Source organism: Nitrosomonadales bacterium (genome assembly GCA_016716325.1).
Lineage (GTDB): Bacteria > Pseudomonadota > Gammaproteobacteria > Burkholderiales > Gallionellaceae > Gallionella.
In genome coordinates this window covers 15,646-40,915 of record JADJWO010000001.1, presented here as the reverse complement: position 1 = coordinate 40,915, position 25,270 = coordinate 15,646, and the positions used below count along the sequence as shown (strand labels likewise).

Here is a 25,270-nt window from a genome sequence, read left to right as displayed (position 1 = left end):
TTCCCCTCTCCCGCAAGCGGGAGAGGGTGGCGCGCCGGCGCCGGGAGAGGGCAGGATTATTTTTGTGTCCAGCCGCCGCTACCTTGCACCCACCATCCCGGCTGGGCGCGCTGTATCCAGCGTTGCGCGAAGGTGCCGCGTATCTCGGCCTGCCATTCGGGATGGCCGTTGGCGTTGGCGATCTCGGCATACAGCGCGTTGCGGTCGCGGTTCTCGTCGGCCACCAGCGCGTTCACCGACTGGCGCGACGACAGCGGCACGGCGCCCGCGTCGCGCAGCGTGACCATGCCGTCAGAGGTCAGCCCCACTGCGCCGCTGGCGTAATGCCGGGCGAGTTGCGCGTGGCGCGCCTGCATGCTTTGCTTGATCGCATTCACGCCCGGCGTATTGATCTCGAGATCGACCGCGAACGCACTCAGCGCAAAAGTGAAAGCAAACAGCGATACGGCGAACCTGAACATGTTCTTCATCATTTCTGCTCCTTCTCGACGGGTTGTGCCGGCTGGTCTGATCTCGGGGTCTGCCAGACCTCCTCGATGATCTTGTCTGCCGCCTTCTCGGCTGCTGCGGCGGGGAAATAGATGTTGATGGTGACGCAGGCGCTCAACGCCAGCCCTGCGAATGCGATCCAGATACGTTTCATCACGGCTCCTTGTTATTTGACCACGGCCTGCACATTGCCCTGCGTCACGCGCTTCAGGCGCGTGACCAGTTCGCCCCACGACACGGCGCGATTGTAGCCCATCACGGTGATTGCCGGAATGCCGCCGCCCTTGACGATGGCATAAGGCCCGCTGTTGGCGTCCTCCACGCCGCCCATCGTGCACACGCCGTTGCGCAACACGCAGCGCCAGCCGATGCGGTCATAGCCGAAGTTCTCGAAGAAGCGCAGATAGCTGCGCTGGATCGCCGCCGCCGCGCCCGCGCCGCCCAGCGCGGAGATGTTCTGCACCGCCTTCTGGCTGATCTTCTTCGGATAGTTGCCGGCGCTGCTGGCGATGCGCGCATCGAAACGCGCGGGCTGCCAGTCCTGCAACTCCAGGCCGTTCACATCCACGTCGATGCGCCCCTGCATGTTGCCGAACGAAAAGGTGCGCGTCAGCAGGTCGAGATCGAGGTCGCGCATGTTCAGGTTGCCGGACAGGCGCGGCGCGCGCCCGAACGGATTGGCCAGCTCGAGCCGGCTCGCCACCACCGTGCCGTCGAACACCTCGAACAGCAGCGCGCCGTCCGCCCGTATCTTTTCGCCGTCATAACTCACCCGTGGGATGCGTCCGGCCAGCGTGCCGCCCATCCTCGGCCAGCCAGCCGCCTCGCTGAACCGTTCCATCGAGATGCGGCTGAGCGCGGCGGAGAATTGCCAGTGCCACGCATCATCAGGCGGACAATCGTCGCACGGCCCGCCCGCCGGGGCGGCTGCGCGGCGCAGCTTGAAATCCCGCAATTCCAGTTTGCCGTCCATGACCGGCAACACGGCTTGCGCCACGCCGAATTCCAGCCCGCGCATCCGCAGCGTCACCTGCCCGCTGCCCAGCGGCGCGCCGAGCAACGCGCCGCCCGCGAACGCGATGTCCGCGCTGCCGGATGCGTCGGGCCGCCAGTCGAGCGCGGTGTTCACGCCGCGCAAGGCAAAACGGTTGCGCGAATCGGCGATGCCCGCATCGCGCAATACCAGGCGCAACGAGCGGGTCGCGCCGTCGCGATACCGCCAATCCAGGTCGGCGCGGCCGGACAGCGAAGAACTCGCCAGCGCGCCCTTGTCGAAAAAAGGCCGGACATAATCGGCGAACAGCCGTTCCAACCCGAGGTCATCCCCCTGAACCTCGGCTTCCGCCAGCCCGCCCCCGTCCCAGCGCGCCGCGAAGCGCACCTTGCCGATCTGCGGCGACACGACCACGGCCCGTTCGATATCGAGGTATCCCGCGCGGAGGCTGCCGGACGCGTTCAGGCTGCGGCTACCCGTGCCGGCAAGATACAACGGTTGCCAGAACACCTCGCCGGACTGCCATGCGATCGCGGTCTTCCAGTGCCACACGGCGGACTTGCGCAACGCATCCAGCCTGACCGTCCCGCGCAATTTCTCCGCCGCATGCAGGCCGCTGGCATCGCTGAATCCGGCATCCTCCAGGCGCAGGTCGGCATGCACGGCATCCATCCCGGCAGCCGAGCCGCTCGCGGACAGCGTGCCGTCCAGCCTGCCCTGATTCGGCAACGGCATATCGGCGGGCAGCCATGCCGCCAGCCGCTTGGCCTGGGCATGCTCCAGCCGCGCCGAAACCTGCCAGCCCGCCTCACCCAGCTGCCCCGCCACCTGCCAGGATTCACCGCCCGCACCCATCAGCGCAAGCCGGAACTGACGGGTATCGAAGCCGTAGCTGAAATCGAGCAATGCGCCGGGCAAACCGTCCACCCCGGCTTGTCGGCACGACACATCCGCGCCGGACAGCGAAAATCCGGCACAACGGATGCGCACCTTGCGGAACTCGCGCTGCTGCACCCTGAGGCTGGCGACGCGCAGTTCCGCCGAGCCGTCCACCGGAAGGGTCAGCGCGACCCCGCGCGCGGCAAAGGCCGGCGCGACGATGTCCGCTATCTGCAGGGAAAGCTCGGCCGCGCTCGCCGGCACGGCGACGAACGCCATGCCGAGCAAACCACTGCCGAGGATCTTTCTGCAAATAGTCATTGGAGCTGGACACCGGTCATGGAACCGGCAAGGATTGTACAAGGGGCGGCGGATACGATGCCCAAAATAAAAATCCCGGAGGACTCCCCGGGATTCTTGATTCAGAAACGTGCCGAAGCTTACGCGAAGTTCTTCGCGACGAAGTCCCAGTTCACCAGATTGCCGAGGAAAGTCTCGACGAACTTGGGGCGCATGTTGCGGTAGTCGATGTAGTAAGCGTGCTCCCACACATCCACGCACAACAGCGGCTTGTCGGCGGTGGTCAGCGGGGTGCCGGCCGCGCCCATGTTGACGATGTCCAGCGAACCGTCGGCCTTCTTCACCAGCCAGGTCCAGCCGGAACCGAAATTGCCCACGGCAGAAGTCTGGAACGCCTTCTTGAACTCGTCCAGCGAACCCCATTTGGCATTGATCGCATCGGCCAGCGCGCCGGAAGGTGCGCCGCCACCGTTCGGCTTCATGCAGTTCCAGAAGAAGGTGTGGTTGGAGACCTGTGCCGCGTTGTTGTAGATGCCGCCGGCCGGCGCCTTCTTGACGATGGCCTCAAGGTCGAGGTTCTCGTACTCGGTGCCCTTGATCAGGTTGTTCAGATTGGTCACATAGGCCTGATGGTGCTTGCTGTAGTGATAATCGAAGGTCTCGGCGGACATGTGCGGCACGAGCGCGTCCTTGGCATAAGGCAGGGCGGGCAGTTGATGTTCCATGGGGTTTCTCCTGTTCGTTGGTTTCATTGATGCGGTGACGGATTGTAGCCAATTAGCCGGGTGCAGACAATGGTTGAGCGAATCAATCATCTATTCCACCCCTCGCTGTACCGGCGGCATCATGCCCGCGCGCCCGACCACAGACATGCAATGAACAGAATTACATAGATATTCTTATATGTTGACCATCCTGACCTATCGTAATAGGGTACAGGCTATCCACTGTAAGCAATGTGGACGATGCCTGCTTTCCAGCAGGCCGGGCTCCTCCACTATCGCAGGGCAACAGTCATGTTCAAGGTTGCGGAAAATAGGATAGCGCTACGCCTGGTCGGCTGGTACCTGTTGCTGGCTGTCGGCTGGGTAGCGGCCTTCCATGTCCCGACCGCCCTCTCGCAGTCCTCCGCAGTCGTCGGCTTTCCGATAGCCCATCTGGCGCTGGCCATCCTCGTCGCCGTCACCGCCGCGCTGCTCTATCTCGCCATACGCATGCCCTTTGCCGGTGCGAAGGATGAGATACCGGGCACGCCGAAACTTCCGGATCATATCGGGCAGCGCTTACTGCTCACTTTCGCAGTGGTCTCGACGATCATCTTGTCCGGTGGCCTGAGCATCTACGAGGTGTTGAGTGCCAGCGTCAGGCAACAGCAGACGCGGGAACTGGCTGCCGTGGCCGGCCTCAAGGTGAGTATGGTGTCCGACTGGCTGCAGGAAAGGCGGCACGACGCCACCCTGTTCGGCCAGGATCACGACGCTGCGGAACATTACAGCCGCTGGCTGGCGCATCGGGCTACGCCACAGGATATCGAAGCGATGCGCTCCAGACTGGAGAGCATCTGCGAGGCCTACGGCTATGCCAATGCCAGCCTGCTCGACCCTCAGGGCAACCGTCCTTTCCATGCCTATCCAGACCAGGCCCACCCGCGAAGCGAAACCTCGGCGCTGATCGGGCAGGCGATAAAAAACGGCAAGCCGGTCATCTCGCCCTTCTATCGGGATGACGGGAACGACGACATCCATTTCGACATCCTGGCGCCCTTGCTGTCCGGCCATGGAGATGAACACCGACTGGTCGGCGTCATCGTGTTGCACCTCTCGGCCAGGCAGATGCTGTTCCCGCTGCTCCGGGCCTGGCCGATCGAAACGCGCACGGCCGAGACGCTGCTGGTGCGCAGGGAAGGCGACAAGGTGGTGTACCTCAGTCCGCTGCGGCATATCGCCAACAGGCCGCTCGAGTTCACCAGGCCGCTCAGCGAAGAAAGATTGATCACAGCCATGGCCTTGCGCGGCGAAACGGAGGTGCGCGAAGGGGTGGATTACCGTGGCGTACCGGTGCTGGCGGCGACCCGCATGATCCCCGGCACGGACTGGATCATGGAGGCCAAGATCGACCAGGACGAAATCTATGGTGCACTCGCCACGCAGCGCGGGCTGCTTGTCCTGTTTGCGCTGCTGCTGGTCACGACCACCGGAATCACCTTGCGCCTTTACTGGCGCCGTCAGCAGCGCATCCGGCTCGAACAGCAATATCGCGAACTGGCCGAGCGGCAGGCCCTGCGCTCCCATTACGAAACGATACTGGAACATGCCAATGACATCTTCATGCTGGCCGATGACCATGCCCGCATCGTCGATACCAACCAGCGCGCCATAGAGATGACCGGTTACAGCCGCGACGAACTGTTGTCCATGGATATCAGGCAGTTGCGCTCGCCGCGCGCCAGGGAGATGCTGGCAAAGCAGTGGCAATTCGGCACGGAGGGAACGGTTTTCGAAACCGAGTTGCAGCGCAAGGACGGCTCCACCTTCCCGGTCGAGGTCAGCGCCCGCGTCATCGAAGTGGAAGGGGAAAACTTCAGGCAAGGCATCATCCGCGACATCAGCGAGCGCAAGCAGACCGAGGAAGCGATCCGGCATTCGCGCGACCTGTTGCGCTCGGTGGTGGAGAATGCACCCGTCCGCGTCTTCTGGAAGGACAGGGACTTGCGCTATCTGGGCTGCAACACCGCCTTTGCGCAGGATGCCGGCATGACGCATCCGCAGGAACTCTACGGCAAGGACGATTTCCAGATGGGCTGGCGAGATCGGGCCGAACAGTACCGCGCCGACGACCGGCGGGTGATGGAGTCCGGCGAGCCGAAGATCGGTTCCGAAGAGCCCGTGACCATGCCGGACGGCCGCACTATCTGGCTGCGCACCTCCAAGGTGCCGTTGCGTGACACGGAGGGCCGGGTGAGCGGCGTGCTGGGCATCTACGAGGACATCACCGATGAAAAGGTGGCGCGGGATCAACTGGAACAGGAACGGGATTTCTCCAATGGGCTGGTGGAGACCGCGCAGGTCATCATTCTGGTGCTCGATCCGCAAGGCCGCATCGTGCGCATGAATCCGTTCATGGAAGCCCTGTGCGGCTATACATCGCACGAGGTCGAAGGGCGGGACTGGTTCGATATCTTCCTGCCCGAGACCGACAGGGCGCAGATGAAGGCATTGTTCCAGGGAGCCGTCGGCGACATCCAGACACATGGCAACGTCAATACGCTGCTCACCCGGGATGGCCGGCAACGGTTGGTCGAATGGTATGACAAGACGCTGAAGGACGACGCGGGTAATGTGGTCGGACTGTTATCCATCGGACTGGATGTCACCGAACGCAAGCAACACGAGATAGCCCTTCAGCGCGCCAACCGCGCGCTCAAGACGCAGTCGGCGGTCAACCTGGCGCTGGTGCAGGCACAGAGCGAGGAGGACTTGCTGCTGTCAGTCACGAACGTCATCGCGGAACAGGGCGGCTACTTGATAGCCTGGGTGGGCTATGCCGAACATGATGCGCACAGGAGCGTGCGCGTGGTCGGACAATCCGGCTTCGGGGAAATGGATATCGACCCCACCAAGTTCACCTGGGCGGATACGGAAGAGGGACAGGGACCGACCGGCACCGCGATCAGGACCAGCGTCACGGTGATCAATCCGGATTTACTGAACAACCCGGACGGATGCCACTGTCTCGAAGCCGCGATCAAACGCGGCTGCCGCTCGGCCATCGCGATCCCGCTGACCTATACCGGACAGATGATGGGCGCGCTGACCATCTATGCCGCCGAACCCTCCGCGTTCAGCAAAGAGGAAGTGAAGCTGCTGGAGGAACTCGCCGGCGACCTGGTCTACGGCATCACCAATATGCGTACCCGCGCTGCACACGAGCATCATGCATCCCTCCTGCGCAGGAGCCTGGAGCAATCCGTCCAGACCATCGCCAGCACCGTCGAAGCGCGCGACCCCTATACCGCCGGCCACCAGCGGCGCGTCGCCGTACTGGCGGTCGCCATCGCCCGCCAGATGGGCCTGCCCAAGCAACGGATCAAGGGTCTCCATCTTGCGGCCATCGTCCACGACCTGGGCAAGATCCGCATCCCGGCGGAGATCCTCTCCAAACCCGGCAAATTGAGCGACATCGAATTCTCGCTCATCAAGTTCCATCCACAGGCGGGCTACGACATCCTGAAAGATGTGGAATTCCCCTGGCCGATCGCGGACATGGTCCTGCAGCACCACGAGCGGCTGGACGGCTCGGGCTACCCGCAAGGGCTCAAGGGTGATGCCATCCTGCTTGAAGCGCGCATCCTGTGCGTGGCCGACGTGGTCGAGGCGATGTCCTCGCACCGCCCGTATCGCCCGGGGCTGGGCACCGAAGCCGCGCTGGGAGAGATCGAACGCAACAAGGGCAGGCTTTACGATCCGTCGGTGGTGGATGCCTGCATCAAGCTTTTCCGGGAAGGTGGCTTCGAATTCGGCGATTGAACTGCCGTTACGACCCCGTCTGACGATTATTCTTCTGTTCGGCGAGCTCCTTCAGGAACGCCGCGATATCCCATTCGCAGCCACCGCAGCCCGAGAGCGCACCGGTCCATCTGGAGATGGCATCGATATCCATGCCCTGCTCGAACAGGCTCCGGATATAGCCCCGTCTGGTGCCGCTGCAACTGCACATAACTTCTTCGTTCGGGACACCAAGATTTGCATCCGGGGATTCCTTGTCACAACTCATGCAACACCCCGTTCGCAAACAGCAGCGCACACCTGACCGATTTCCCCGCATACACGGCCTGCATCGCGGCACGGTATTCCCGCATCTGCGCGCGGTAGCGATCCGCATCTTCCGGGTCGCCCAGCTTGTAATCCAGCACCCACACCTCGTCGTCGAACTCGACCAGCCGGTCGATGCGTTTCAGTTTGCCCCCGGCATCGACGTAGGGCATCTCGTTGCAGGCACTGCGGTAGTGCGCGGCGTCGAAGAAGCGCGCGAGGCGGGGTGCGGCAAGCAGCGCTTGCGCCTGTTGCCAGAGGGTTTCCATTTCCGGCGCGGGGATGGCCAAGCGTGATTGAAGTTCGGCGCGTTGATTATCAGCCCTCTCCCCTGACCCCTCTCCCGCAAGAATTGAAAGTTGCTTTTCTCGTTCGCTTCCTCTCCCGCTTGCGGGACAAGCAGCGACTTGCCAGCCTGCTGGCTTAGTCGATTGCTTGGTAGTTCCATCAGAGGATTGAGGAGAGGGCATCGGGAGAGGGGCTAGGGGAGAGGGTGTCGTTAAGTGCTGCAACAGCGCATGCAGCCAGATGCCGCGCTGTTGCTGCGCGGTGTTGCGGGCCGCCCGTTTGCCGGTGGGGAGGATGGGGGGAAGTTCAGTCACACTTCCGTCATTCCCGCGCAAGCGGGAATCCAGTGAATCATCATCCCCGCATTGCGGACGACATAACAGATTTGTCTCGCTACGCGAGGCTTGTTCGTCCAACTGGATTCCGGCCTGCGCCGGAATGACGGGCTGGCGGGTTGCTGCCGCGATGCGGTCATACCACGACAAGGCTTTCTTTTTCTCTTCTTTCTCCCCGCCTTTGCTGTTGCCGCTGACGATCAGCGCCTGCTGTGCGCGGGTCATCGCGACGTAGAGCAGGTTCATCTCTTCGCGCGCCTGCTGCGCGGCTTCCTGCTCGAACAACGGCATGCGCTTCCTGCCGCGCGAGGCCTGGTCGGCATACATCGAGAAATGCGATGGGCGTTCTTCGTGGGTCGGCCAGTTGAGCAGCACGTCGTTGCCTTCCCTGTTCTTCTTCTCGGTGTTCGCATCCAGCAGCCAGACGATGGGCGCTTCCAGTCCCTTGGCCTCATGCACGGTGTAGATGCGCACCGCATCGCCCGCCGCGCCGAGCTTGCCTTCGTCCGGCGCGTCGTCGCTGCCGTCGCGCAGTTCGCGCAATTCCTGCAGGAAGCGCGGCAGGCTGGGATAGCGCCCCGAATCTATCTTCAACGCCTGTTCCATGAAGGCGTGCAGATTGGCGGTGACCTTGGCGCGCATCTCCGGCGGCAACACGGCGCGGTAGCGCGCGATCACGTCGCCCTCGAAATAGATGCGGTCGAGCAGGTCGTGCACCGGGAGCTTGTCGGCGAGGGCGAGCCAGCGTTGCAGCAGTCTAGCGGCACGCTGCAATGCGGGAGACGGTTCGGGCAGTTGTTGCAGGCGTTGCCACCATGAGGATTCAGGATTCAGGATTCTGGATTCAGCAATGCCAGCGTCGCGCTCCGCCCCTGAATCCTGAATCCTGAATCCTGACAACTGTAGCAAGTCCCCATCGCCGCACGCGAAGACAGGCGCGCGCAGCACCTGCGCCAGCGCCAGGTCGGCGAACGGTGTGATGAGGAACATCAACAAAGCCTGCACGTCTTCGGCTTCCAGCGTGTCGAGCAACCCGCCGCGCCGCGAACTGATGAACGGGATGTGCTGCGCGCGCAGGGCTTCTTCGTAGATCGCGAGGTGGGTGCGCGCGCGCACCAGCACCATGATGTCGCCGTAATCGGCACGACGAACTTCGCCTCCGTCGTTCACCGACCAGTCGCGGGCGATGGTTCTCAACTGGCCGGCGAATTGCTCGGCTTCCTTGTGGCGCGCGCCTTCTCCGGTTTCGGCGCGCGGGGTGGTGAGGGGGTTGCGGAGTTGCAGTTCCTCTTCAGAGCCCTCTCCCCAGCCCTCTCCCGCAAGCGGGAGAGGGAGTGCCTCAGCCAACGGCAGCACCAGCACATGTCCCGGCAATCCCTTTTGAAGCGTCTGGTGCTCGATGAATTCGAAACCGTCCGGCTGTTCGCGGAACACGGCGTTCACCGCGTCGACGATGGGTTGCGCGTTGCGGCGGGTGAGGCTGTTGCCCAGCGTCGCGGCGTTGAAATGCTCCTGCAGGTATTCCCTTGCCACACCGAACAATCGCGCATCGGCACGGCGGAAGCGGTAGATGGATTGCTTGGGGTCGCCGACGACGAACACGGCGGGTTGCGACTCCACCGCCACGGCCGCATCGAACCACGAGCGCAAGATCTGCCATTGCAGCGGGTTGGTGTCCTGGAACTCGTCGAGCAGCACATGGCGGTAGCGGCTGTCGAGTTTGTACTGCATGGTCTCGGCGTGCTCGCTCTGTTGCAGCAGGCGGCACAACTGCCATTCGAGATCGGAGAAGTCCATCTGCTGCTGCTGCGCCTTGAGTGACTGGTAGCGCTCGAGCAGGGCGACGCCGCAATGCAGCACGGCTTCGTTCAGACGATAGGCCTGCTGCTCGGCGATCTCGTCGCGCACCCGCTGCAGATTCGCCTGAAGGTATGCCAGTGACTTTGCGAATACCGCCTCGTTCTGCTTTTTGGTCGGCTTGAGTTTGCGCGGCTCCCCGGCCTGGGTGAACAGCAGCGGCCAGACCTTGTCGAAGCGCGTTCCCGGCGCATTGTCCGTCCAGGCACGCTCCAGTTCGGCGGCTTTGACCTGTTGCGCCTCGGTGCCGCCGTGCCCCCAATGGTGTGCGAACGCGAACAGCGAGTCTTCGCTGATCCCGCAATGCCCCCATTCGCTGGGGAAATCGGCCTCAAGATCGACGTCGAGGTTGTGGCGTAATTTATTCAGCGCGAACTGAACGGGCGTTCCCTCACCCCAACCCTCTCCCGGAGGGAGAGGGAGTTCGTTCCCCTCGCCCATTGGGAGAGGGGCTAGAGGTGAGGGAAGATGCGAGGTGTAAGCCCACCACTCCGCACGCTTGCCGAGGAAGTTGAACAGAAGCTTGCGCGCATTGAACAGTCCATATTCGGAGAACAGCCACTGCATGTGCCGCGCCTCGGCACTGTCGGGCTGTTTTCGCATCTGTTCCAGCAACTCTTCCCACGCTTCCTCCTGCTCCGCTCCGGCCCGTTCCAGCAGGCTCATGCCCTGCATCACGTCGGCGCTCAGCGGCGCGCGCTGCAACACCTGCATGAACCAGCCGTGGAAGGTGCTGATGGTGATGCCGGGCTGGGCCAGCAACACACCGCCATACAGACTGCGGGCGCGTTGCACCTGCTCGTCGCTCAGTTCCGCGATGCCGCGTTCAGCGAAGAACTGGCGCACGAAGGTTTCATCCTTCATCGCAAGGTCGCGCAGCCACTCCTGCAGGCGCGCCCGCATCTCCTGCGCGGCTTTGCGCGTGAAAGTGATGGCAAGGATCTGCGATGGCGGCGCACCGTCCAGCAACAGGCGAGCGATGCGCGACACCAGCAACCAGGTCTTGCCGCTGCCCGCACAGGCTTCGACGACGACGCTGCGCCTGGGGTCGAGGGCGAGGTGGTTATCCATCCGCCCTCTCCCCTACCCCCTCTCCCGCTAGCGGGAGAGGGGAACTGAATCCCGAATCCTGAATCCTGAATCCTGAAGTCCACTCCCCTTTTCTGCACACCCCGCGCACTTCGCAATAAGCGCACACTGCATCGATGCCGTTCGCGGGCAACCCGGCCCCGCCGCGTATCCCGTTCATCACCCGCACCAGCCGCTCCATATTGAGCGGCGCCAGTTGCGCGATATCGTGTGGTGGCACGACGCTCCTCACCTTGCCGTTCTCGATGCTGACGAAGGCAGCGTCACCCGCGCCTTCGGCATGGGCATAACAGGCAAGCTGCACATCCTCGCCCGGCTCTTTCAGCTTGTTGCGCAGCATCTGTTCGTCCTGCGTCTTGTAGTCCAGCACCCGCTTCCCGCCATCCTTCTTGTCCAGCCGGTCGATGCGGCCACGCAGATTCACGCCATCCAGCTCCAGCGCGAACGTCTTCTCGGCTTCTGCATGGCGCCAGCCTGCCGCCTCGTTCTCCGCCTGCCATTCGAGATAGGCGGGCAGCGACCGGTACCAGCGCGCCAGCCAGGCGCGCGCCGCGAAATCCTGTTCCAGCAGGTCGGCGAACACCGATTCGCTGATACGATGCAAAACGGCCTCCATCTCCGCCGCGTCGTGCCCGCTCACTTGCGGGTATTGCTCGTGGAAGTGCTGCAGGATGGCATGCACGCGTTCGCCGTAATCGCGCTTCTCGATGGCCTCCTGCACTTCGTCGAGTTCGTTGAGTTTCAGGATGTGACGTGCGTAATACTGGTAGGGACAGGCGACCAGCGTGTTGTAGCCGCTGATGGAGATGCCCGCCGGCACGGACGCCATCGATGCGCCGGGAGCCGGTTGTGCCGATGGCGGCAACACCGCCTGATGACGGTCTTCCGCCGCAAGCAAGGCGTGCAGCTCGCGCTCGTCTGACGAAAAACCAGCGGAACGATCCGTTCGCCCCCTCTCCCGCTCGCGGGAGAGGGTTGGGGAGAGGGAATCGACACCATGCGCCTGCTCATTCTCATCTCGCAATAATTGCAGGAACGGACTCAGCAGCCGCGCTTCGCCGTCCTGTTCCTTCTGCCAGGTGACCAGCACGGTGTCGTTCATGGCCAGCAAGGCGCGCAGGTCGTCGTGCTGGCGCGCGGCATGGAAGCCGCGCGTGGGCAGGTCGAGCGCGGCGCGCACCGCATCGTTGAACCAGCGGCCGCCGTCCGCCGCGCTGGGCAGGTGGTCGGCATCGCAACCGAGCAGCAGCACGGCATCGAAGCTGCGCCAGCGCGTGGCCGCGAGGTGGGTGAAACGCACCGGGCTGTCGATGCTGCTGTCGCGGAAGGTCTCGACATCCAGTTGCTGCGCCAGCCAGCGCCGCCATTCGTGGAAGGCGTATCGGCCACTGTCTCCGCGCAATTCCTGTTGCCAGTTTTCCAGTGCGCGCAACAGTTGCTGTCCCGCCTCGTCCTGCTGCAGGCCCTGGTCGATCCCCAGCACGCGCAGGCTCTGCTGCAATGCGGCCAGCCATTCCGCCAGGGTCTTTTTCCTGCCCTGCTCCAGCGATGCCGCCGCCTGACGCAGGCGCGCCAGCGGGGCATGCAATGCCACTTCATGTTCGGCAAGTGCGATGAAATTCCCCAGCCCTTCCACCACGCTGCGCCGGCGCAGCAGTTGCTCCAGTTGATACACGGCCGACTTGCGCTCGCCCGCCGACAGGTCGGCGAAGACGAAAGGCGATTTGAGCAGGTCGAGCAGGTCGTGATGGTAGAAGTCGCTCTGCAATGCGGTGAGCCAGCGGTCGAGCACGGTGCTCACCGACAGCGTGGCGAAGGTCCAGCCGGTCTCGTCCGCCACCAGCACCTCGGCGCGCTCCAGCAGGGCGCGCGTACGCCGCGCCACCACGCGGTCCTGCGCCACGATGGCGATGTCGCGCTTGCCTTCATTCAACCAGCGGCGTACCTGCATGGCTGCGGCACGGGCTTCCTGTTCGAGGGAAGTGGCGGCGAAGAACTTCACCCTCTCCCCTAACCCCTCTCCCGTAAACGGGAGAGGGGAACTGACCTGCCCCCTCTCCCACTTTTGGGAGAGGGTCGGGGAGAGGGCCTGCACCTCCCGCAGCACCCGCAAGGAGTACGCCGGGGGGTGCCCCGCTGCTTCGCAGCGACCCTCCCGCAGGTCGAACACCTTCACGGCCGCACGCTGTTCGTATTCCTCGAGGAAGCGCTGCTCCACCGCATCCCATGCCGAGGCGCGCAGCACATACAGCGGCCGGTCGGCCTGCCGCGCCAGCTTCGCCAGACGTTGCTGGCCGGCACGTGCCGCGTCCAGTTCGTCTCCTGCCTGCATGGCATGCCACAGTTCGAACACCAGCCGCGCTTCCAGTTGCAGCGCATCGTTCTGCCGCGCCTGATACGCCTGCTGCACGGCGGCGGCGAACGCATCCGCATCGCCCGGCAATTCGCGCAGGGAGAGGGTGAGTTCGTCGAACAGTTTGAGCAGTTCCCGCGTCATTCCCCACAGGTCGGCGTTGCCGAACCATCGCTGCTTGCGCAGGTGCTGGTAGAGCAAGGCGCCGCGCTGGCTATCGCTGGCTACGGGCATATCGAGAGGGGTTTTCTGCGCCCAATCGTTCAGGGTGACCATTTCGGGCAACAGGAGGGCAGGCACCCGGGCCGCGCGCATCAACGCCTGCGCCAGCGGCTGGGCCACGTGATAGTTGGGGAGCAGGACGACGATGCCGCGCAGATCGGGCACGTCCTGCGCATGGCAGGACAGGATATGTTCGGCTACCCGGTCAAGGAATTCGGAGTTCAACGCTCGAGAAGGTGCAGCTTGTCCTTTACGTCCTTCCACTCGTCGGCATCGGCAGGCGCCTCCTTCTTTTCCACGATCGGCCGCCAGATCTTCGACAGTTCGGCATTCAACGCAATGAAATGGTGCTGCTCCGCCGGCAGGTCATCCTCGGCATAGATCGCCCCGGCCGGGCATTCCGCCACGCACAGGGTGCAATCGATGCATTCGTCCGGGTCGATCACCAGGAAGTTCGGCCCTTCGCGGAAGCAATCTACCGGGCAGACATCCACGCAGTCGGTATATTTGCACTTGATGCATGCCTCGGATACAACGTAAGTCATGGCGACACCCCGATAATTCGAAAGACGCGCTATTCTAGCAGAGCGATGCCTCCGGCAAGGGAATCGGCGGGTTGTTCGATACGCACTTCACAGTGGCGATTTTTTTGGTTAGGATGCGCCCTGAGATTCGATGATCCATCCCCTATTCCCCCGGAAGCACCCTGATTCAATTCTAAATTCCTTAAATAGAAGAGCGAGAGCCTAACCATGAGCGAACATATACACTACGTTTCCGACGCCACCTTTGACGCCGAAGTGCTGCAATCCCCGCTGCCGGTGCTGGTGGACTACTGGGCAGAATGGTGCGGCCCGTGCCGCATGATCGCCCCCATCCTGGACGAGATCTCCAAGGAATATGAAGGCCGCCTGACCGTCGCCAAGCTGAACGTGGACGAAAACCAGCAGACGCCCCAGAAATTCGGCATTCGCGGCATTCCGACACTGATGCTGTTCAAGAACGGCAACATCGAGGCCACCAAAGTGGGTGCCTTGTCCAAATCCCAATTGACGGCTTTTATTGACAGCCACATTTAAAGCGTTTACTGTCGCACCCGCATCGCCTCCCTGACTGAGTTCGTCCCCGACGACCCATAACAAGAAACGAATACGCGCCAGGCCATGCGGGTGGTCACCTTCCACCCGGACAAAAACCAAACCCTTTCCCCGGCACTTTCCACCATCATCCTTCCCGCATCGCCATGCATTTATCCGACATAAAGACCAAACACATCACCGAACTCGTTGAAATGGCTGCGGCCAACCAGATCGAGAACGCCAACCGAATGCGCAAGCAGGACCTGATGTTTGCGCTGCTGAAAAGCCATGCCAAGAAAGGCGAGAGCATCTTCGGCGACGGTACGCTGGAAATCCTGCCGGACGGCTTCGGCTTCCTGCGTTCACCGGACACCTCGTATCTGGCCGGCCCGGACGACATTTACGTCAGCCCCAGCCAGATCCGCCGCTTCAACCTGCATACCGGAGACTCCATCGAAGGCGAGATCCGCACGCCGAAGGACGGCGAGCGCTATGTCGCACTGGTGAAGGTGGACCGGGTCAACGGCGAACCGCCGGAGAATGCCAAGAACAAGATCCTGTTCGAGAACCTGACCCCGCTGTTCCCGACCGAGGCGCTACGCCTCGAGCGCGACATCAAGGCCGAAGAGAACATCACCGGGCGCATCATCGACATCATCGCGCCAATCGGCAAGGGACAGCGCGGCCTGCTGGTCGCCTCGCCCAAGTCCGGCAAGACCGTGATGCTGCAACACATCGCGCATTCCATCTCGTCGAACAATCCCGACGCGACCCTGATCGTGCTGCTGATCGACGAACGCCCCGAGGAAGTGACCGAGATGAGCCGCACCGTGCGCGGCGAAGTGGTCGCCTCGACCTTCGATGAACCGGCCAGCCGCCATGTGCAGGTCGCCGAGATGGTGCTGGAAAAGGCCAAACGCCTGGTCGAACACAAGAAGGACGTGGTCATCCTGCTCGACTCGATCACCCGTCTGGCGCGCGCCTACAACACCGTCATCCCCTCGTCCGGCAAGGTGCTGACCGGCGGCGTGGACGCCAACGCGCTGCACCGCCCCAAGCGTTTCTTCGGCGCGGCCCGCAATATCGAGGAAGGCGGCTCGCTGACCATCATCGCCACCGCACTGGTCGATACCGGCAGCCGCATGGACGACGTGATCTACGAGGAATTCAAGGGCACCGGCAACATGGAGATCCATCTGGACCGCCGCATGGCCGAAAAGCGCATCTACCCCGCGATCAACGTCAACCGTTCCGGAACGCGCAAGGAAGAACTGCTGATCAAGCAGGACATCCTGCAAAGGATCTGGCTGCTGCGCAAGCTGCTCTATCCGATGGACGAACTGGAAGCGATGGAATTCCTGCTCGACAAGATCAAGGCGACCAAGAACAACGCGGAGTTCTTCGACTCCATGCGCCGCTGATCCACGGCCCCCCCCCGCCGGGCCAAGCTTCCCGGACCCCGGACGCAGGCGGGGACCAGGCCTTCTACCACACAAAAAATGGTTTTGACGGGGCGGGATATTTATGTATAATCCGCGCCTTCGCAAAAACCGCAATCAATCGAGGTTGTTATGTACGCAGTCATTAAAACCGGTGGTAAGCAATATCGCGTTTCCTCCGGTGAAACCCTGAAAATCGAAACCATCCCCGGCGACGTGGGTAGCGCCATCGTGCTGGACAAAGTGCTGATGGTAGCCGACGGCGACAAGCTGTCCGTGGGCAAGCCGCTGTTGACCGGTGCATCGGTGCAGGCGACCATCGTTGCACATGGTCGTGGCGACAAGGTCAGCATCTTCAAGATGCGCCGCCGCAAGCACTACCGCAAATCGCAGGGTCATCGTCAAAACTACACCGAGATCCGCATCGACGGAATCTCCGCGTAAACGTATATCTGTAAGGAGCATAGAACATGGCATCGAAAAAAGGCGGCGGCAGTACCAGTAACGGTCGCGACTCGCATTCGAAACGACTCGGCGTAAAAAGCTACGGCGGAGAATTGATCAGTGCGGGCAGCATCATCGTGCGTCAGCGCGGCACTCAGGTCCACGCGGGCGACAACGTCGGCATGGGCAAGGATCACACCTTGTTCGCCAAGATCACCGGCAAGGTGGTTTTCGCCACCAAGGGTGCGCTGAAGCGCAAGACGGTCAGCATCGTCGCTGCGTAAGCACGCAAAGCAGTTAGAATGAGCCCTATCGCAAGGTAGGGCTTTTTTTATTCGTACCGAAAGTTGATTGAACCAAAGAATATTGTCCACGAAAGGCACGAAAAGCACGAAGAATTAAAAAAACTCCATGCTGTAAACCGATACCCAATGGGTAAATTGCCGAGTTGATAAAATCTCTTGTTTCATTTCTTGCCTTTCGTGTTTTTCGTGGACGGATTTAGTTTTCAGGTTGAATAGACACACAATATGAAATTCATCGACGAAACCAGGATCGAAGTGTTCGCGGGCAAGGGCGGCAACGGCATCGCCAGCTTCCGCCGCGAGAAATACATCGACAAGGGCGGCCCGGACGGCGGCGACGGCGGGCGCGGCGGCAGCATCTACGCGCTGGCCGACCGCAACATCAACACCCTGATCGACTATCGCTTCACGCGCATGCACCGCGCCAGGAACGGCGAGTCGGGACGCGGCTCCGATTGCTACGGCAAGGGAGCCGACGACATCATCCTGCGCATGCCGATCGGAACGGTCATCACCGACATCAACAGCGGCGAGGTCATCGCCGACCTGACGCACGACGGCGAAAAGGCCCTGCTGGCCCAGGGCGGCAAGGGCGGGCTGGGCAACATCCACTTCAAATCCAGCACCAACCGCGCGCCGCGCCAGTGCACCCCCGGTGAACCGGGCGAAGAGCGCGAACTGCAGCTCGAATTGAAAGTACTGGCCGATGTCGGCCTGCTCGGCATGCCGAATGCGGGCAAGTCCACCTTTATCCGCTCGGTCTCGGCCGCCAAACCCAAAGTGGCCGATTATCCGTTCACCACACTGCATCCGAATCTGGGCGTGGTGCGCGTATCGCATGAGAAGAGCTTCGTGATCGCCGACATCCCCGGCCTGATCGAAGGCGCGGCGGAAGGCGCCGGTCTGGGGCACCAGTTCCTGCGCCACCTGGCGCGCACCCGCCTGTTGCTGCACCTGGTGGATATCGCCCCGCTGCATGAAGGTACCGACCCGGTCGCCGAGGCTCGCGCGATCCTGAACGAACTGAAGAAGTACGACCAGTCACTTTATGAAAAACCGCGCTGGCTGGTACTGAACAAGCTGGATCTGCTGGAAAACGGCGCCGAGAAGGTCGAAGCGTTCCTCAGGGAATTCACCGACTTCGACCGCCACTTCGCCATCTCGGCGATCAATGGCGAAGGTTGCAAGGAATTGACCTACTCCATCATGGAACACTTACAATCCATGCACGATCTGGAACAGCAGGCAGCGGCACGCAGCGCGCAGGAAACCGACGCGGATACGATCTGAGACCGAATATGAAAACCGTTCTAACCCGGTGCAAGCGCATCGTCGTCAAAGTGGGCAGCAGTCTGGTGACGAACCAGGGCGCCGGGCTCGACCTTGGCGCGCTCGGCAACTGGGCCCGGCAGATCACCGCGCTCAGCGAGAGCGGCCATGAAGTGGTGCTGGTTTCTTCCGGCGCGATCGCCGAAGGCATGCAGCGGCTCGGCTGGCGCACCCGCCCCCATTCGATCCACGACCTGCAGGCCGCGGCTGCCGTCGGACAGATGGGGCTGGTGCAGGCCTACGAAAGCTGTTTCCGCAAACACGACCTGCATGCCGCCCAGGTATTGCTCACCCACGCCGACCTGGCCGACCGCGAGCGCTACCTGAATGCGCGCGCCACGCTGACCACGCTGCTCTCCCTGCGCGTCATCCCCATCATCAACGAGAACGACACCGTGGTGACCGACGAGATCAAGTTCGGCGACAACGATACGCTGGCGGCACTGGTCACCAACCTGATCGAAGCCGATGCGCTGTTCATCCTCACCGACCAGAGCGGGCTGTACACGGCCGATCCGCGCCAGGATCCTGCTGCGGTACTGGTCGGCGAGGCACAGGCCGGGGACGAGCAACTGGAGCGCATGGCGGGTGGGGCCGGCAGCCACATCGGACGCGGCGGGATGATCACCAAGATACTCGCCGCCAAACGTGCGGCACGCAGCGGCGCGCATACCGTCATCGCATCCGGACACGAACGTGACGTGCTGTTGCGGCTGATGGCCGGAGAAGCCATCGGCACGCTGCTGACCGCCCCCACCCCCACCCTCGCGGCCCGCAAGCAATGGCTGGCCGATCATCTGCAAGTGGCCGGGAAACTGGTGCTGGATGCGGGCGCAGCCAAGGCATTGCGCAGCGACGGCAAGAGCCTGTTGCCCATCGGCGTGATCCGGGTGATCGGAGATTTCAAGCGCGGCGCAGCGGTCGCCTGCATCGGCGAGGACGGCAAGGACATCGCCCGCGGGCTAACCAACTACAGCGCCGAAGAAGCGCGGCGCATCGCACGCCATGCCAGCCGCGAGATCGAAACCATCCTCGGCTATGGCGGAGACGCCGAGATCATCCACCGGGACAATCTCGTCCTGTTGTAAAACAACAGGACGAGATTGCGGCGCAGGCTAACTTGCGTAGCAAGTTATGTCGTAGCCACAATCATTTCACAGCAAAACAACAGGACGAGATTGCGGCGCAGGCTAACTTGCGTAGCAAGTTATGTCGTAGCCACAATCATTTCACAGCAAAACAACAGGACGAGATTGCGGCGCAGGCTAACTTGCGTAGCAAGTTATGTCGTAGCCACAATCATTTCACAGCAAAACAACAGGACGAGATTGCGGCGCAGGCTAACTTGCGTAGCAAGTTATGTCGTAGCCACAACCCTGCTCAGAAATACAGGAATACCAGGTTGCGGTGCAGGCTATTGATCCGGCATCAATATAGCAACGTCATGCCCGCGAATGCGGGCATCCAGTGGCGCGCAAATCGCGCCAATATTTATTATCGCTGGATTCCGGGTCAAGCCCGGAATGACGAAGCCGATACTGTTTACATGCCGGATCAATAGTCTGCGCAACAAGCTGTGTCGTAGCCACACCCCATTCGTCACGAAACCGAATCAATACCCCTATTTCCCGCGTCGCGCCGACGGCTTGGGCGAGAACAACGCGGGTTGTGGCATGGCCTGATGGCGCGCCGCCTCGGACAGGTGTTTCTGCGTGGCCGGCTGCTGTTGCGCCGGACGCGGCTTGGCTGGCTGCTGCTTTCCGGCATGCCCTTGCGGGTCGCGCTGCTGAGGATTGCGCGGTGGTTTCCGGTTCTGTCCATCGCGCGCCGCAGGGGTCCTGGCCGTCGTGTTGCCATGGCGCCGTTGTCCGTGTTGCGGACGCGGCGGGCGCGGCGCGTCTGCCGGAACATGGGCCGGCGGCACGAAGGAGTCCACCACCACTTTCGGGATCTCGCGCTTGATCAAGCGCTCGATGCTTTTCAGATACGCCAGCTCTTCGCTGTCCACCAGCGAGATCGCCGCGCCGTTGCTGCCCGCGCGACCGGTGCGACCGATGCGGTGCACATAGTCTTCCGGCACGTTGGGCAACTCGAAATTCACCACATGCGGGAGCATGTCGATATCCAGCCCGCGTGCGGCGATGTCGGTGGCGACCAGCACCGGCAGCGAGCCGTCCTTGAATTGCGCCAGCGCCTTGGTGCGCGCCGACTGGCTCTTGTTGCCGTGGATCGCCATCGCGGGGATGTCGTCCTTGCACAGTTTCTCGGCCAGGCGGTTCGCGCCGTGCTTGGTGCGGGTGAACACCAGCACCTGCTTCCAGTCGTTGTGCCTGATCAGGTGGGCGAGCAGATAACTCTTCATCTTTTGCGGCACCAGATGGACGCTTTGTTCGACCAGTTCGGAGGTCGTGTTGCGGCGCGCCACCTCGACATAACCGGGATCGTGCAGCAGTCCGTCAGCCAGCGTCTTGATCTCGTCGGAATAGGTCGCCGAGAACAGCAGGTTCTGGCGCTGTTTCGGCAGCAGCGCGAGGATCTTGCGGATATCGCGGATGAAACCCATGTCCAGCATGCGGTCGGCCTCGTCCAGCACCAGGATCTCCACGGCGGACAGGTCCAGCGTCTTCTGCCCGACGTGGTCGAGCAGGCGCCCGGGTGTCGCCACCAGGATGTCCACCTTGCCGCGCAGCGCGCTGATCTGCGGATTGATGTTGACGCCGCCGAACATCACCATGGATTTCAGCGACAGGTATTTGCCGTAGGTCTGTACCGATTCCTCGACCTGCGCCGCAAGTTCGCGCGTCGGGACGAGGATCAGGCAGCGCGGCCTGCCGGGACGCTGGTTCGCGGCCGGCTTTCCGGTCAGGAGTTGCAGGATCGGCAACGTGAAACCGGCGGTCTTGCCGGTGCCGGTCTGCGCGCCCGCCAGCAGGTCGCCGCCCGCCAGCACCAGCGGGATAGCCTGAGCCTGCACCGGGGTGGGGCTGGTGTAGCCTGCGTCGGCGATGGCACGCAACAAGGGTTCGGCCAGATTCAGGCCGGTAAAAGTGATTTCATTGGACAAAACAATACTCCTGCGACGGCCTGCAACCCGTAACGGGCGACACCAATCGAGGCAGACGGATCAAGTGATCGAAATGATCGGGAGTGGATCAAGGGAGCCGGCGATGATTGGTTGTGCGCCGGGCGGCGCGCATTATACCCATAGCTGGACGACAACGGGGAAACATGCCGGGAATCCCCTACTCCGGCCGGCGCCCTAATGTATAATGCGCGCCTTTGAAAATTCCCCGACAGGAGAATGAAATGCCTATTTATGCCTATGCATGTTCCAGTTGCGGCCTGCAAAAGGACGTGATGCAGAAACTGAGCGATGCCCCGCTCGCCATCTGCCCGGAATGCGGCAAGGAAACCTTTTCGAAACAACTGACTGCAGCCGGATTCCAGCTGAAGGGCAGCGGTTATTACGCCACCGATTTCAAAGACAAGCCCAAGTCCGAGTGCGCGCCCTGCGCGGCGGCCGGATCCTGCCCGATGGCCGGCGGCAACAGCTGATCAATGAAAAAATATCTCATCACCGGGCTGCTGGTCTGGATCCCGCTGGGTATCACCATCTGGGTGCTGAACCTGACCATCGGCACGATGGACCAGACGCTGCTGCTGCTGCCGCAACATTGGCATCCCGATGAGGTGCTGGGCATCCATATCCCCGGACTGGGCATCATCCTGACCTTCGGCGTGGTGCTGCTGACCGGCCTGCTGATCCGCAACGTGTTCGGCCAGCGCCTGTGGGATCATTCCGAAAAGGCGATGCTGCATGTGCCGTTCGTCGGCAGCATCTACAAGGGCGTGAAGCAGGTCAGCGACACGTTGCTGACCGGCAGCGGCAATTCGTTCCGCAAGGTGCTGCTGGTGCATTATCCGCATCCGCATGCATGGTCGCTGGCGTTCCAGACCAACGTGCCGGGCGAAGTGAGCAGCCGTTTCGACGAGGAATACGTGGCGGTATTCATCCCCACCACACCCAGCCCGGTGAACGGTTTCTATTTCTATGTGCGCAAGGCCGACACCATCGAGCTGGACATGACCGTGGACGAAGCTCTGCGCACCATCGTCTCGATGGGCGTGGTCGCCACACCCGAACCTGCCCATGCGCCCGTCCCGGTCGCCATGCAGGACTAACCCCGTTTTTTACAAGAAGCCGAATCATGCGAACTCATTACTGCGGATCATTGAATACCGACCAACTCGACCAGACCGTCAGCCTGTGCGGCTGGGCGCACCGCCGCCGCGACCACGGCGGGGTGATCTTCATCGACCTGCGCGACCGCGAAGGCCTGGCACAGGTGGTGTGCGACCCGGACCGCCCTGAGATGTTCGGGATCGCCGAATCGGTGCGCAATGAATTCGTGCTGCGCATCACCGGCAAGGTGCGCCGCCGCCCCGAAGGAACGACCAATCCCAACATCGGCAGCGGCGAGATCGAGGTGCTGTGCCACGAGATCGAGGTGCTGAACACGTCGGTCACGCCGCCGTTCCAGCTGGACGACGAGAACCTGTCCGAGACCGTGCGCCTGACCCATCGCGTGGTCGACCTGCGCCGCCCGCAGATGCAGAAGAACATGATGCTGCGCTACAAGGTGACGATGGCGTTCCGCCGTTTCCTCGACAGCCACGGCTTCATCGACATCGAGACGCCGATGCTGACCAAGTCCACGCCGGAAGGCGCGCGCGACTATCTGGTGCCGTCGCGCGTGCATCCGGGCGAGTTCTTCGCGCTGCCGCAATCGCCGCAACTGTTCAAGCAGATGCTGATGGTGGCCGGCTTCGACCGCTACTACCAGATCACCAAGTGTTTCCGCGACGAGGATCTGCGCGCCGACCGCCAGCCTGAATTCACCCAGGTCGATATCGAGACCTCGTTCCTCACCGAGCAGCAGATCACCGCGCTGATGGAAGAACTGATGCGCACCGTATTCAAGGAAGCGCTGGACATCGAGCTGCCCAACCCGTTCCCGCGCATGACCCATGCGGAAGCGATGCGCCGTTTCGGTTCCGACAAGCCCGACCTGCGCGTGACGCTGGAACTGACCGAAGTCACCGACGTGGTCCGGGATGTCGCGTTCAAGGTGTTCTCCGGCCCGGCCACTTCCGGCGGCCGCGTCGCGGCCCTGCGCATCCCCGGCGGCGCCTCGTTCAGCCGGGGCGAGATCGACGGCTACACGGAATTCGTCAAGATCTACGGCGCCAGGGGGCTCGCCTACATCAAGGTCAACGACATCACGCAGTTGAACGAGACCGGCCTGCAATCGCCCATCGTCAAGAACCTCCACGAGGAAGCGCTGAAGGCCATCGTCGAGCGCACCGGCGCGCAGAACGGCGACCTGATCTTCTTCGGCGCCGACAAGACCAAGGTCGTCAACGATGCGCTGGGCGCGTTGCGCGGCAAGATCGGCCACGAGAAGGGTTACACCAATGGCAAGGCATGGGAACCGCTGTGGGTGGTGGACTTCCCGATGTTCGAATACGACGACGAAAGCAAGCGCTGGGTCGCCTGCCACCATCCGTTCACCTCGCCCAAGGACGAGCATCTCCAGTACCTGGAAACCGACCCCGGCCTCTGCCTGGCCAAGGCCTACGACCTGGCGCTGAACGGCTGGGAACTGGGCGGCGGCTCGGTGCGTATCCACAAGGAAGAAGTGCAGAGCCAGGTGTTCCGCGCGCTGAACATCGACGCGGAAGAAGCACAACTCAAGTTCGGCTTCCTGCTCGACGCGTTGCAATACGGCGCACCGCCGCATGGCGGACTGGCGTTCGGCCTGGACCGCATCGTCACCATGATGACCGGCGCCGAGTCGATCCGCGACGTGATCGCCTTCCCCAAGACCCAGCGCGCGCAATGCCTGCTGACCCATGCGCCGAGCGCAGTGGACGAGCACCAGTTGCGCGACCTGCATATCCGTTTGCGCCAGCAGGTGCAGACCGTCGCGGAGGTCTCCGCAGAGGTTCACAAAGGTTGAGCGGCCTGCTGCGCGCGCTGCGATTCGGGCCGGTCGCGCTGGCTGCCCTGCTGTGGCTGCCTGCCGCGCAGGCCGGCCCGGCAGCACCGCGTGAACTGGCGGTCATCGCGGTATCGGAACTGCCCGCGGAAGCGCACGACACGCTGCGCACGATCAAGCGGGGCGGGCCGTTCCCCTACTCGCGCGACGGCTCGACATTCGGCAACCATGAACGGATCCTGCCGAGACAGCCGCGCGTCTATTACCGCGAATACACGGTCAAGACACCCGGCGTACGCCATCGCGGCAAGCGGCGCATCGTGTGCGGCCCGCTGCCGGAAGGAAACTCAGGAAAAGGTCGCGAGCGGGATGAAGCGCAAGGCGCACGGAGCGGAGCGACCGAGACATACCGTAATGGTAGGCAAGATAGCGAGCACCGCGCAACGCAGCGATTCGCCCGCGCAGCAACTTTAACCGAGTTTCCAGAGTGCTATTACACTGCCGACCACTATCAAACCTTCAGTCGCATCAGGGAGCAGCCATGAACACACTGGCACAGCAACTTAACGACACGGACAGGACCGGCCCCTATACGCTGGCCTGCGATCTCGACGCGCTGCGCGCCGCCGCCCGCGAGGCCGGCTTCGCGCTACTCGAGGCCGACCTCAAGGGCATCAAGGGCAAACAGAAACTGCTCGACGCGCTGGCGCGCGCGGCGGCTTTCCCGTCCGGGTTCGGCGCGAACTGGGACGCGCTGGCCGACGATCTGTGCGACCTGTCGTGGCACGGCAGCGTGGCGGGCTATGTGCTGCTGTTGCGCAATGCCAGCGACACCCTCGGCCTGTCCGCCCACGACCGCGAGATCGCGCAGGACATCTTTGCGGATACCGCGCTGTATTGGCGGCAACGCAACAAGCCGTTCTGGATATTCTTCTCCTGACTTCACTTCATCGGCGATACTGTGCTGGCTTCCTCATCCGCTCCTGACCGTACCAAGCGCGCTGACCGCGTCGCCCAATCGTCTCCACCTTGTCTCTCCTTCGAACTGAAGCCGGGAA

22 protein-coding genes are annotated in these 25,270 nt (G+C 62.5%); 13 read left to right on the top strand and 9 right to left on the bottom strand.

What is annotated here, in order from left to right; all coding sequences use genetic code 11:
- Positions 1-56: 56 nt before the first annotated feature.
- From IPM27_00210 to IPM27_00195, 4 genes are all read right to left on the bottom strand, one after another.
- Positions 57-470 (bottom strand): YdbL family protein, encoded by a 414-nt coding sequence (locus IPM27_00210; GenBank protein ID MBK9159991.1) that lies wholly within the window; start codon positions 468-470, stop codon positions 57-59.
- Positions 470-643, bottom strand: coding sequence for a hypothetical protein (locus tag IPM27_00205; protein MBK9159990.1), 174 nt, complete (start codon positions 641-643; stop codon positions 470-472). Before IPM27_00205 ends, IPM27_00210 begins: the two co-directional genes overlap by 1 nt.
- 12 nt (positions 644-655) lie before the next feature.
- Complete coding sequence (locus IPM27_00200; GenBank protein ID MBK9159989.1) at positions 656-2,683, bottom strand: hypothetical protein; 2,028 nt, start codon at positions 2,681-2,683, stop codon at positions 656-658.
- A 119-nt stretch (positions 2,684-2,802) separates the two neighbouring features.
- Positions 2,803-3,387 (bottom strand): superoxide dismutase [Fe], encoded by a 585-nt coding sequence (locus tag IPM27_00195; GenBank protein ID MBK9159988.1) that lies wholly within the window; start codon positions 3,385-3,387, stop codon positions 2,803-2,805.
- A 1,275-nt stretch (positions 3,388-4,662) separates the two neighbouring features.
- Here IPM27_00195 and IPM27_00190 point away from each other — a divergent pair.
- Positions 4,663-7,188, top strand: a complete 2,526-nt coding sequence (locus IPM27_00190; GenBank protein ID MBK9159987.1) for a PAS domain S-box protein — start codon at positions 4,663-4,665, stop codon at positions 7,186-7,188.
- A 7-nt stretch (positions 7,189-7,195) separates the two neighbouring features.
- On the opposite strand, the gene IPM27_00185 is transcribed toward IPM27_00190, so the two are convergent.
- From IPM27_00185 to IPM27_00170, 4 genes are read right to left on the bottom strand one after another with little or no spacing between them, the layout of a single operon-like run.
- A complete protein-coding gene (locus IPM27_00185) occupies positions 7,196-7,435 on the bottom strand; it encodes a (2Fe-2S)-binding protein (GenBank protein MBK9159986.1) in 240 nt (79 codons plus the stop codon).
- A complete protein-coding gene (locus IPM27_00180; GenBank protein ID MBK9159985.1) occupies positions 7,425-11,024 on the bottom strand; it encodes a UvrD-helicase domain-containing protein in 3,600 nt (1,199 codons plus the stop codon). The genes IPM27_00185 and IPM27_00180 overlap by 11 nt, the downstream gene beginning before the upstream one ends.
- On the bottom strand, positions 11,017-13,842 hold the full coding sequence (locus tag IPM27_00175) for a PD-(D/E)XK nuclease family protein (GenBank protein ID MBK9159984.1): 2,826 nt from the start codon (positions 13,840-13,842) through the stop codon (positions 11,017-11,019). Before IPM27_00175 ends, IPM27_00180 begins: the two co-directional genes overlap by 8 nt.
- Positions 13,839-14,162 (bottom strand): ferredoxin family protein, encoded by a 324-nt coding sequence (locus IPM27_00170; protein ID MBK9159983.1) that lies wholly within the window; start codon positions 14,160-14,162, stop codon positions 13,839-13,841. The genes IPM27_00175 and IPM27_00170 overlap by 4 nt, the downstream gene beginning before the upstream one ends.
- Before the next feature lie 207 nt (positions 14,163-14,369).
- On the opposite strand from IPM27_00170, the gene trxA reads away from it, so the two are divergent.
- From trxA to IPM27_00135, 7 genes are all read left to right on the top strand, one after another.
- Complete coding sequence (gene trxA / locus IPM27_00165; protein ID MBK9159982.1) at positions 14,370-14,696, top strand: thioredoxin TrxA; 327 nt, start codon at positions 14,370-14,372, stop codon at positions 14,694-14,696.
- A gap of 164 nt (positions 14,697-14,860) precedes the next feature.
- On the top strand, positions 14,861-16,117 hold the full coding sequence (rho, locus tag IPM27_00160) for a transcription termination factor Rho (GenBank protein ID MBK9159981.1): 1,257 nt from the start codon (positions 14,861-14,863) through the stop codon (positions 16,115-16,117).
- A gap of 150 nt (positions 16,118-16,267) precedes the next feature.
- On the top strand, positions 16,268-16,579 hold the full coding sequence (gene rplU / locus IPM27_00155) for a 50S ribosomal protein L21 (protein ID MBK9159980.1): 312 nt from the start codon (positions 16,268-16,270) through the stop codon (positions 16,577-16,579).
- Between the two features lie 26 nt (positions 16,580-16,605).
- The gene (gene rpmA, locus IPM27_00150; protein MBK9159979.1) at positions 16,606-16,863 is read left to right on the top strand and encodes a 50S ribosomal protein L27; all 258 of its coding nucleotides are present in this window, start codon (positions 16,606-16,608) and stop codon (positions 16,861-16,863) included.
- 246 nt (positions 16,864-17,109) lie between these two features.
- Entirely contained in the window at positions 17,110-18,174 is a 1,065-nt protein-coding gene (gene obgE, locus IPM27_00145) for a GTPase ObgE (GenBank protein MBK9159978.1), read from the top strand.
- Between the two features lie 8 nt (positions 18,175-18,182).
- Positions 18,183-19,301, top strand: coding sequence for a glutamate 5-kinase (locus IPM27_00140; protein MBK9159977.1), 1,119 nt, complete (start codon positions 18,183-18,185; stop codon positions 19,299-19,301).
- Between the two features lie 32 nt (positions 19,302-19,333).
- The gene (locus tag IPM27_00135; GenBank protein ID MBK9159976.1) at positions 19,334-19,774 is read left to right on the top strand and encodes a hypothetical protein; all 441 of its coding nucleotides are present in this window, start codon (positions 19,334-19,336) and stop codon (positions 19,772-19,774) included.
- Positions 19,775-19,834: 60 nt separating this feature from the next.
- Here the strand turns inward: IPM27_00135 and IPM27_00130 are convergent, their stop codons facing one another.
- The gene (locus tag IPM27_00130) at positions 19,835-21,277 is read right to left on the bottom strand and encodes a DEAD/DEAH box helicase (protein ID MBK9159975.1); all 1,443 of its coding nucleotides are present in this window, start codon (positions 21,275-21,277) and stop codon (positions 19,835-19,837) included.
- A gap of 242 nt (positions 21,278-21,519) precedes the next feature.
- Between IPM27_00130 and IPM27_00125 the strand changes: the two genes are divergently transcribed.
- From IPM27_00125 to IPM27_00105, 5 genes are read left to right on the top strand one after another with little or no spacing between them, the layout of a single operon-like run.
- On the top strand, positions 21,520-21,768 hold the full coding sequence (locus IPM27_00125; protein MBK9159974.1) for a zinc ribbon domain-containing protein: 249 nt from the start codon (positions 21,520-21,522) through the stop codon (positions 21,766-21,768).
- Positions 21,769-21,771: 3 nt separating this feature from the next.
- Entirely contained in the window at positions 21,772-22,395 is a 624-nt protein-coding gene (locus IPM27_00120; GenBank protein MBK9159973.1) for a DUF502 domain-containing protein, read from the top strand.
- Positions 22,396-22,421: 26 nt separating this feature from the next.
- Entirely contained in the window at positions 22,422-24,233 is a 1,812-nt protein-coding gene (gene aspS / locus IPM27_00115) for an aspartate--tRNA ligase (protein ID MBK9159972.1), read from the top strand.
- The gene (locus IPM27_00110) at positions 24,230-24,757 is read left to right on the top strand and encodes a hypothetical protein (GenBank protein MBK9159971.1); all 528 of its coding nucleotides are present in this window, start codon (positions 24,230-24,232) and stop codon (positions 24,755-24,757) included. Before aspS ends, IPM27_00110 begins: the two co-directional genes overlap by 4 nt.
- Positions 24,754-25,152: a barstar family protein gene (locus IPM27_00105; GenBank protein MBK9159970.1), complete on the top strand. Its 399-nt coding sequence runs from the start codon at positions 24,754-24,756 to the stop codon at positions 25,150-25,152. Before IPM27_00110 ends, IPM27_00105 begins: the two co-directional genes overlap by 4 nt.
- The last annotated feature ends 118 nt before the right edge of the window (positions 25,153-25,270 follow it).

Coding starts and splice junctions, on each gene's coding strand:
- IPM27_00210 (MBK9159991.1), bottom strand. CDS start 470: ATGAAGAACATGTTCAGGTTCGCCGTATCGCTGTTTGCTTTCACTTTT.
- IPM27_00205 (MBK9159990.1), bottom strand. CDS start 643: ATGAAACGTATCTGGATCGCATTCGCAGGGCTGGCGTTGAGCGCCTGC.
- IPM27_00200 (MBK9159989.1), bottom strand. CDS start 2,683: ATGACTATTTGCAGAAAGATCCTCGGCAGTGGTTTGCTCGGCATGGCG.
- IPM27_00195 (MBK9159988.1), bottom strand. CDS start 3,387: ATGGAACATCAACTGCCCGCCCTGCCTTATGCCAAGGACGCGCTCGTG.
- IPM27_00190 (MBK9159987.1), top strand. CDS start 4,663: ATGGCCTTGCGCGGCGAAACGGAGGTGCGCGAAGGGGTGGATTACCGT.
- IPM27_00185 (MBK9159986.1), bottom strand. CDS start 7,435: ATGAGTTGTGACAAGGAATCCCCGGATGCAAATCTTGGTGTCCCGAAC.
- IPM27_00180 (MBK9159985.1), bottom strand. CDS start 11,024: ATGGATAACCACCTCGCCCTCGACCCCAGGCGCAGCGTCGTCGTCGAA.
- IPM27_00170 (MBK9159983.1), bottom strand. CDS start 14,162: ATGACTTACGTTGTATCCGAGGCATGCATCAAGTGCAAATATACCGAC.
- trxA (MBK9159982.1), top strand. CDS start 14,370: ATGAGCGAACATATACACTACGTTTCCGACGCCACCTTTGACGCCGAA.
- rho (MBK9159981.1), top strand. CDS start 14,861: ATGCATTTATCCGACATAAAGACCAAACACATCACCGAACTCGTTGAA.
- rplU (MBK9159980.1), top strand. CDS start 16,268: ATGTACGCAGTCATTAAAACCGGTGGTAAGCAATATCGCGTTTCCTCC.
- rpmA (MBK9159979.1), top strand. CDS start 16,606: ATGGCATCGAAAAAAGGCGGCGGCAGTACCAGTAACGGTCGCGACTCG.
- obgE (MBK9159978.1), top strand. CDS start 17,110: ATGAAATTCATCGACGAAACCAGGATCGAAGTGTTCGCGGGCAAGGGC.
- IPM27_00140 (MBK9159977.1), top strand. CDS start 18,183: ATGAAAACCGTTCTAACCCGGTGCAAGCGCATCGTCGTCAAAGTGGGC.
- IPM27_00125 (MBK9159974.1), top strand. CDS start 21,520: ATGCCTATTTATGCCTATGCATGTTCCAGTTGCGGCCTGCAAAAGGAC.
- IPM27_00120 (MBK9159973.1), top strand. CDS start 21,772: ATGAAAAAATATCTCATCACCGGGCTGCTGGTCTGGATCCCGCTGGGT.
- aspS (MBK9159972.1), top strand. CDS start 22,422: ATGCGAACTCATTACTGCGGATCATTGAATACCGACCAACTCGACCAG.
- IPM27_00105 (MBK9159970.1), top strand. CDS start 24,754: ATGAACACACTGGCACAGCAACTTAACGACACGGACAGGACCGGCCCC.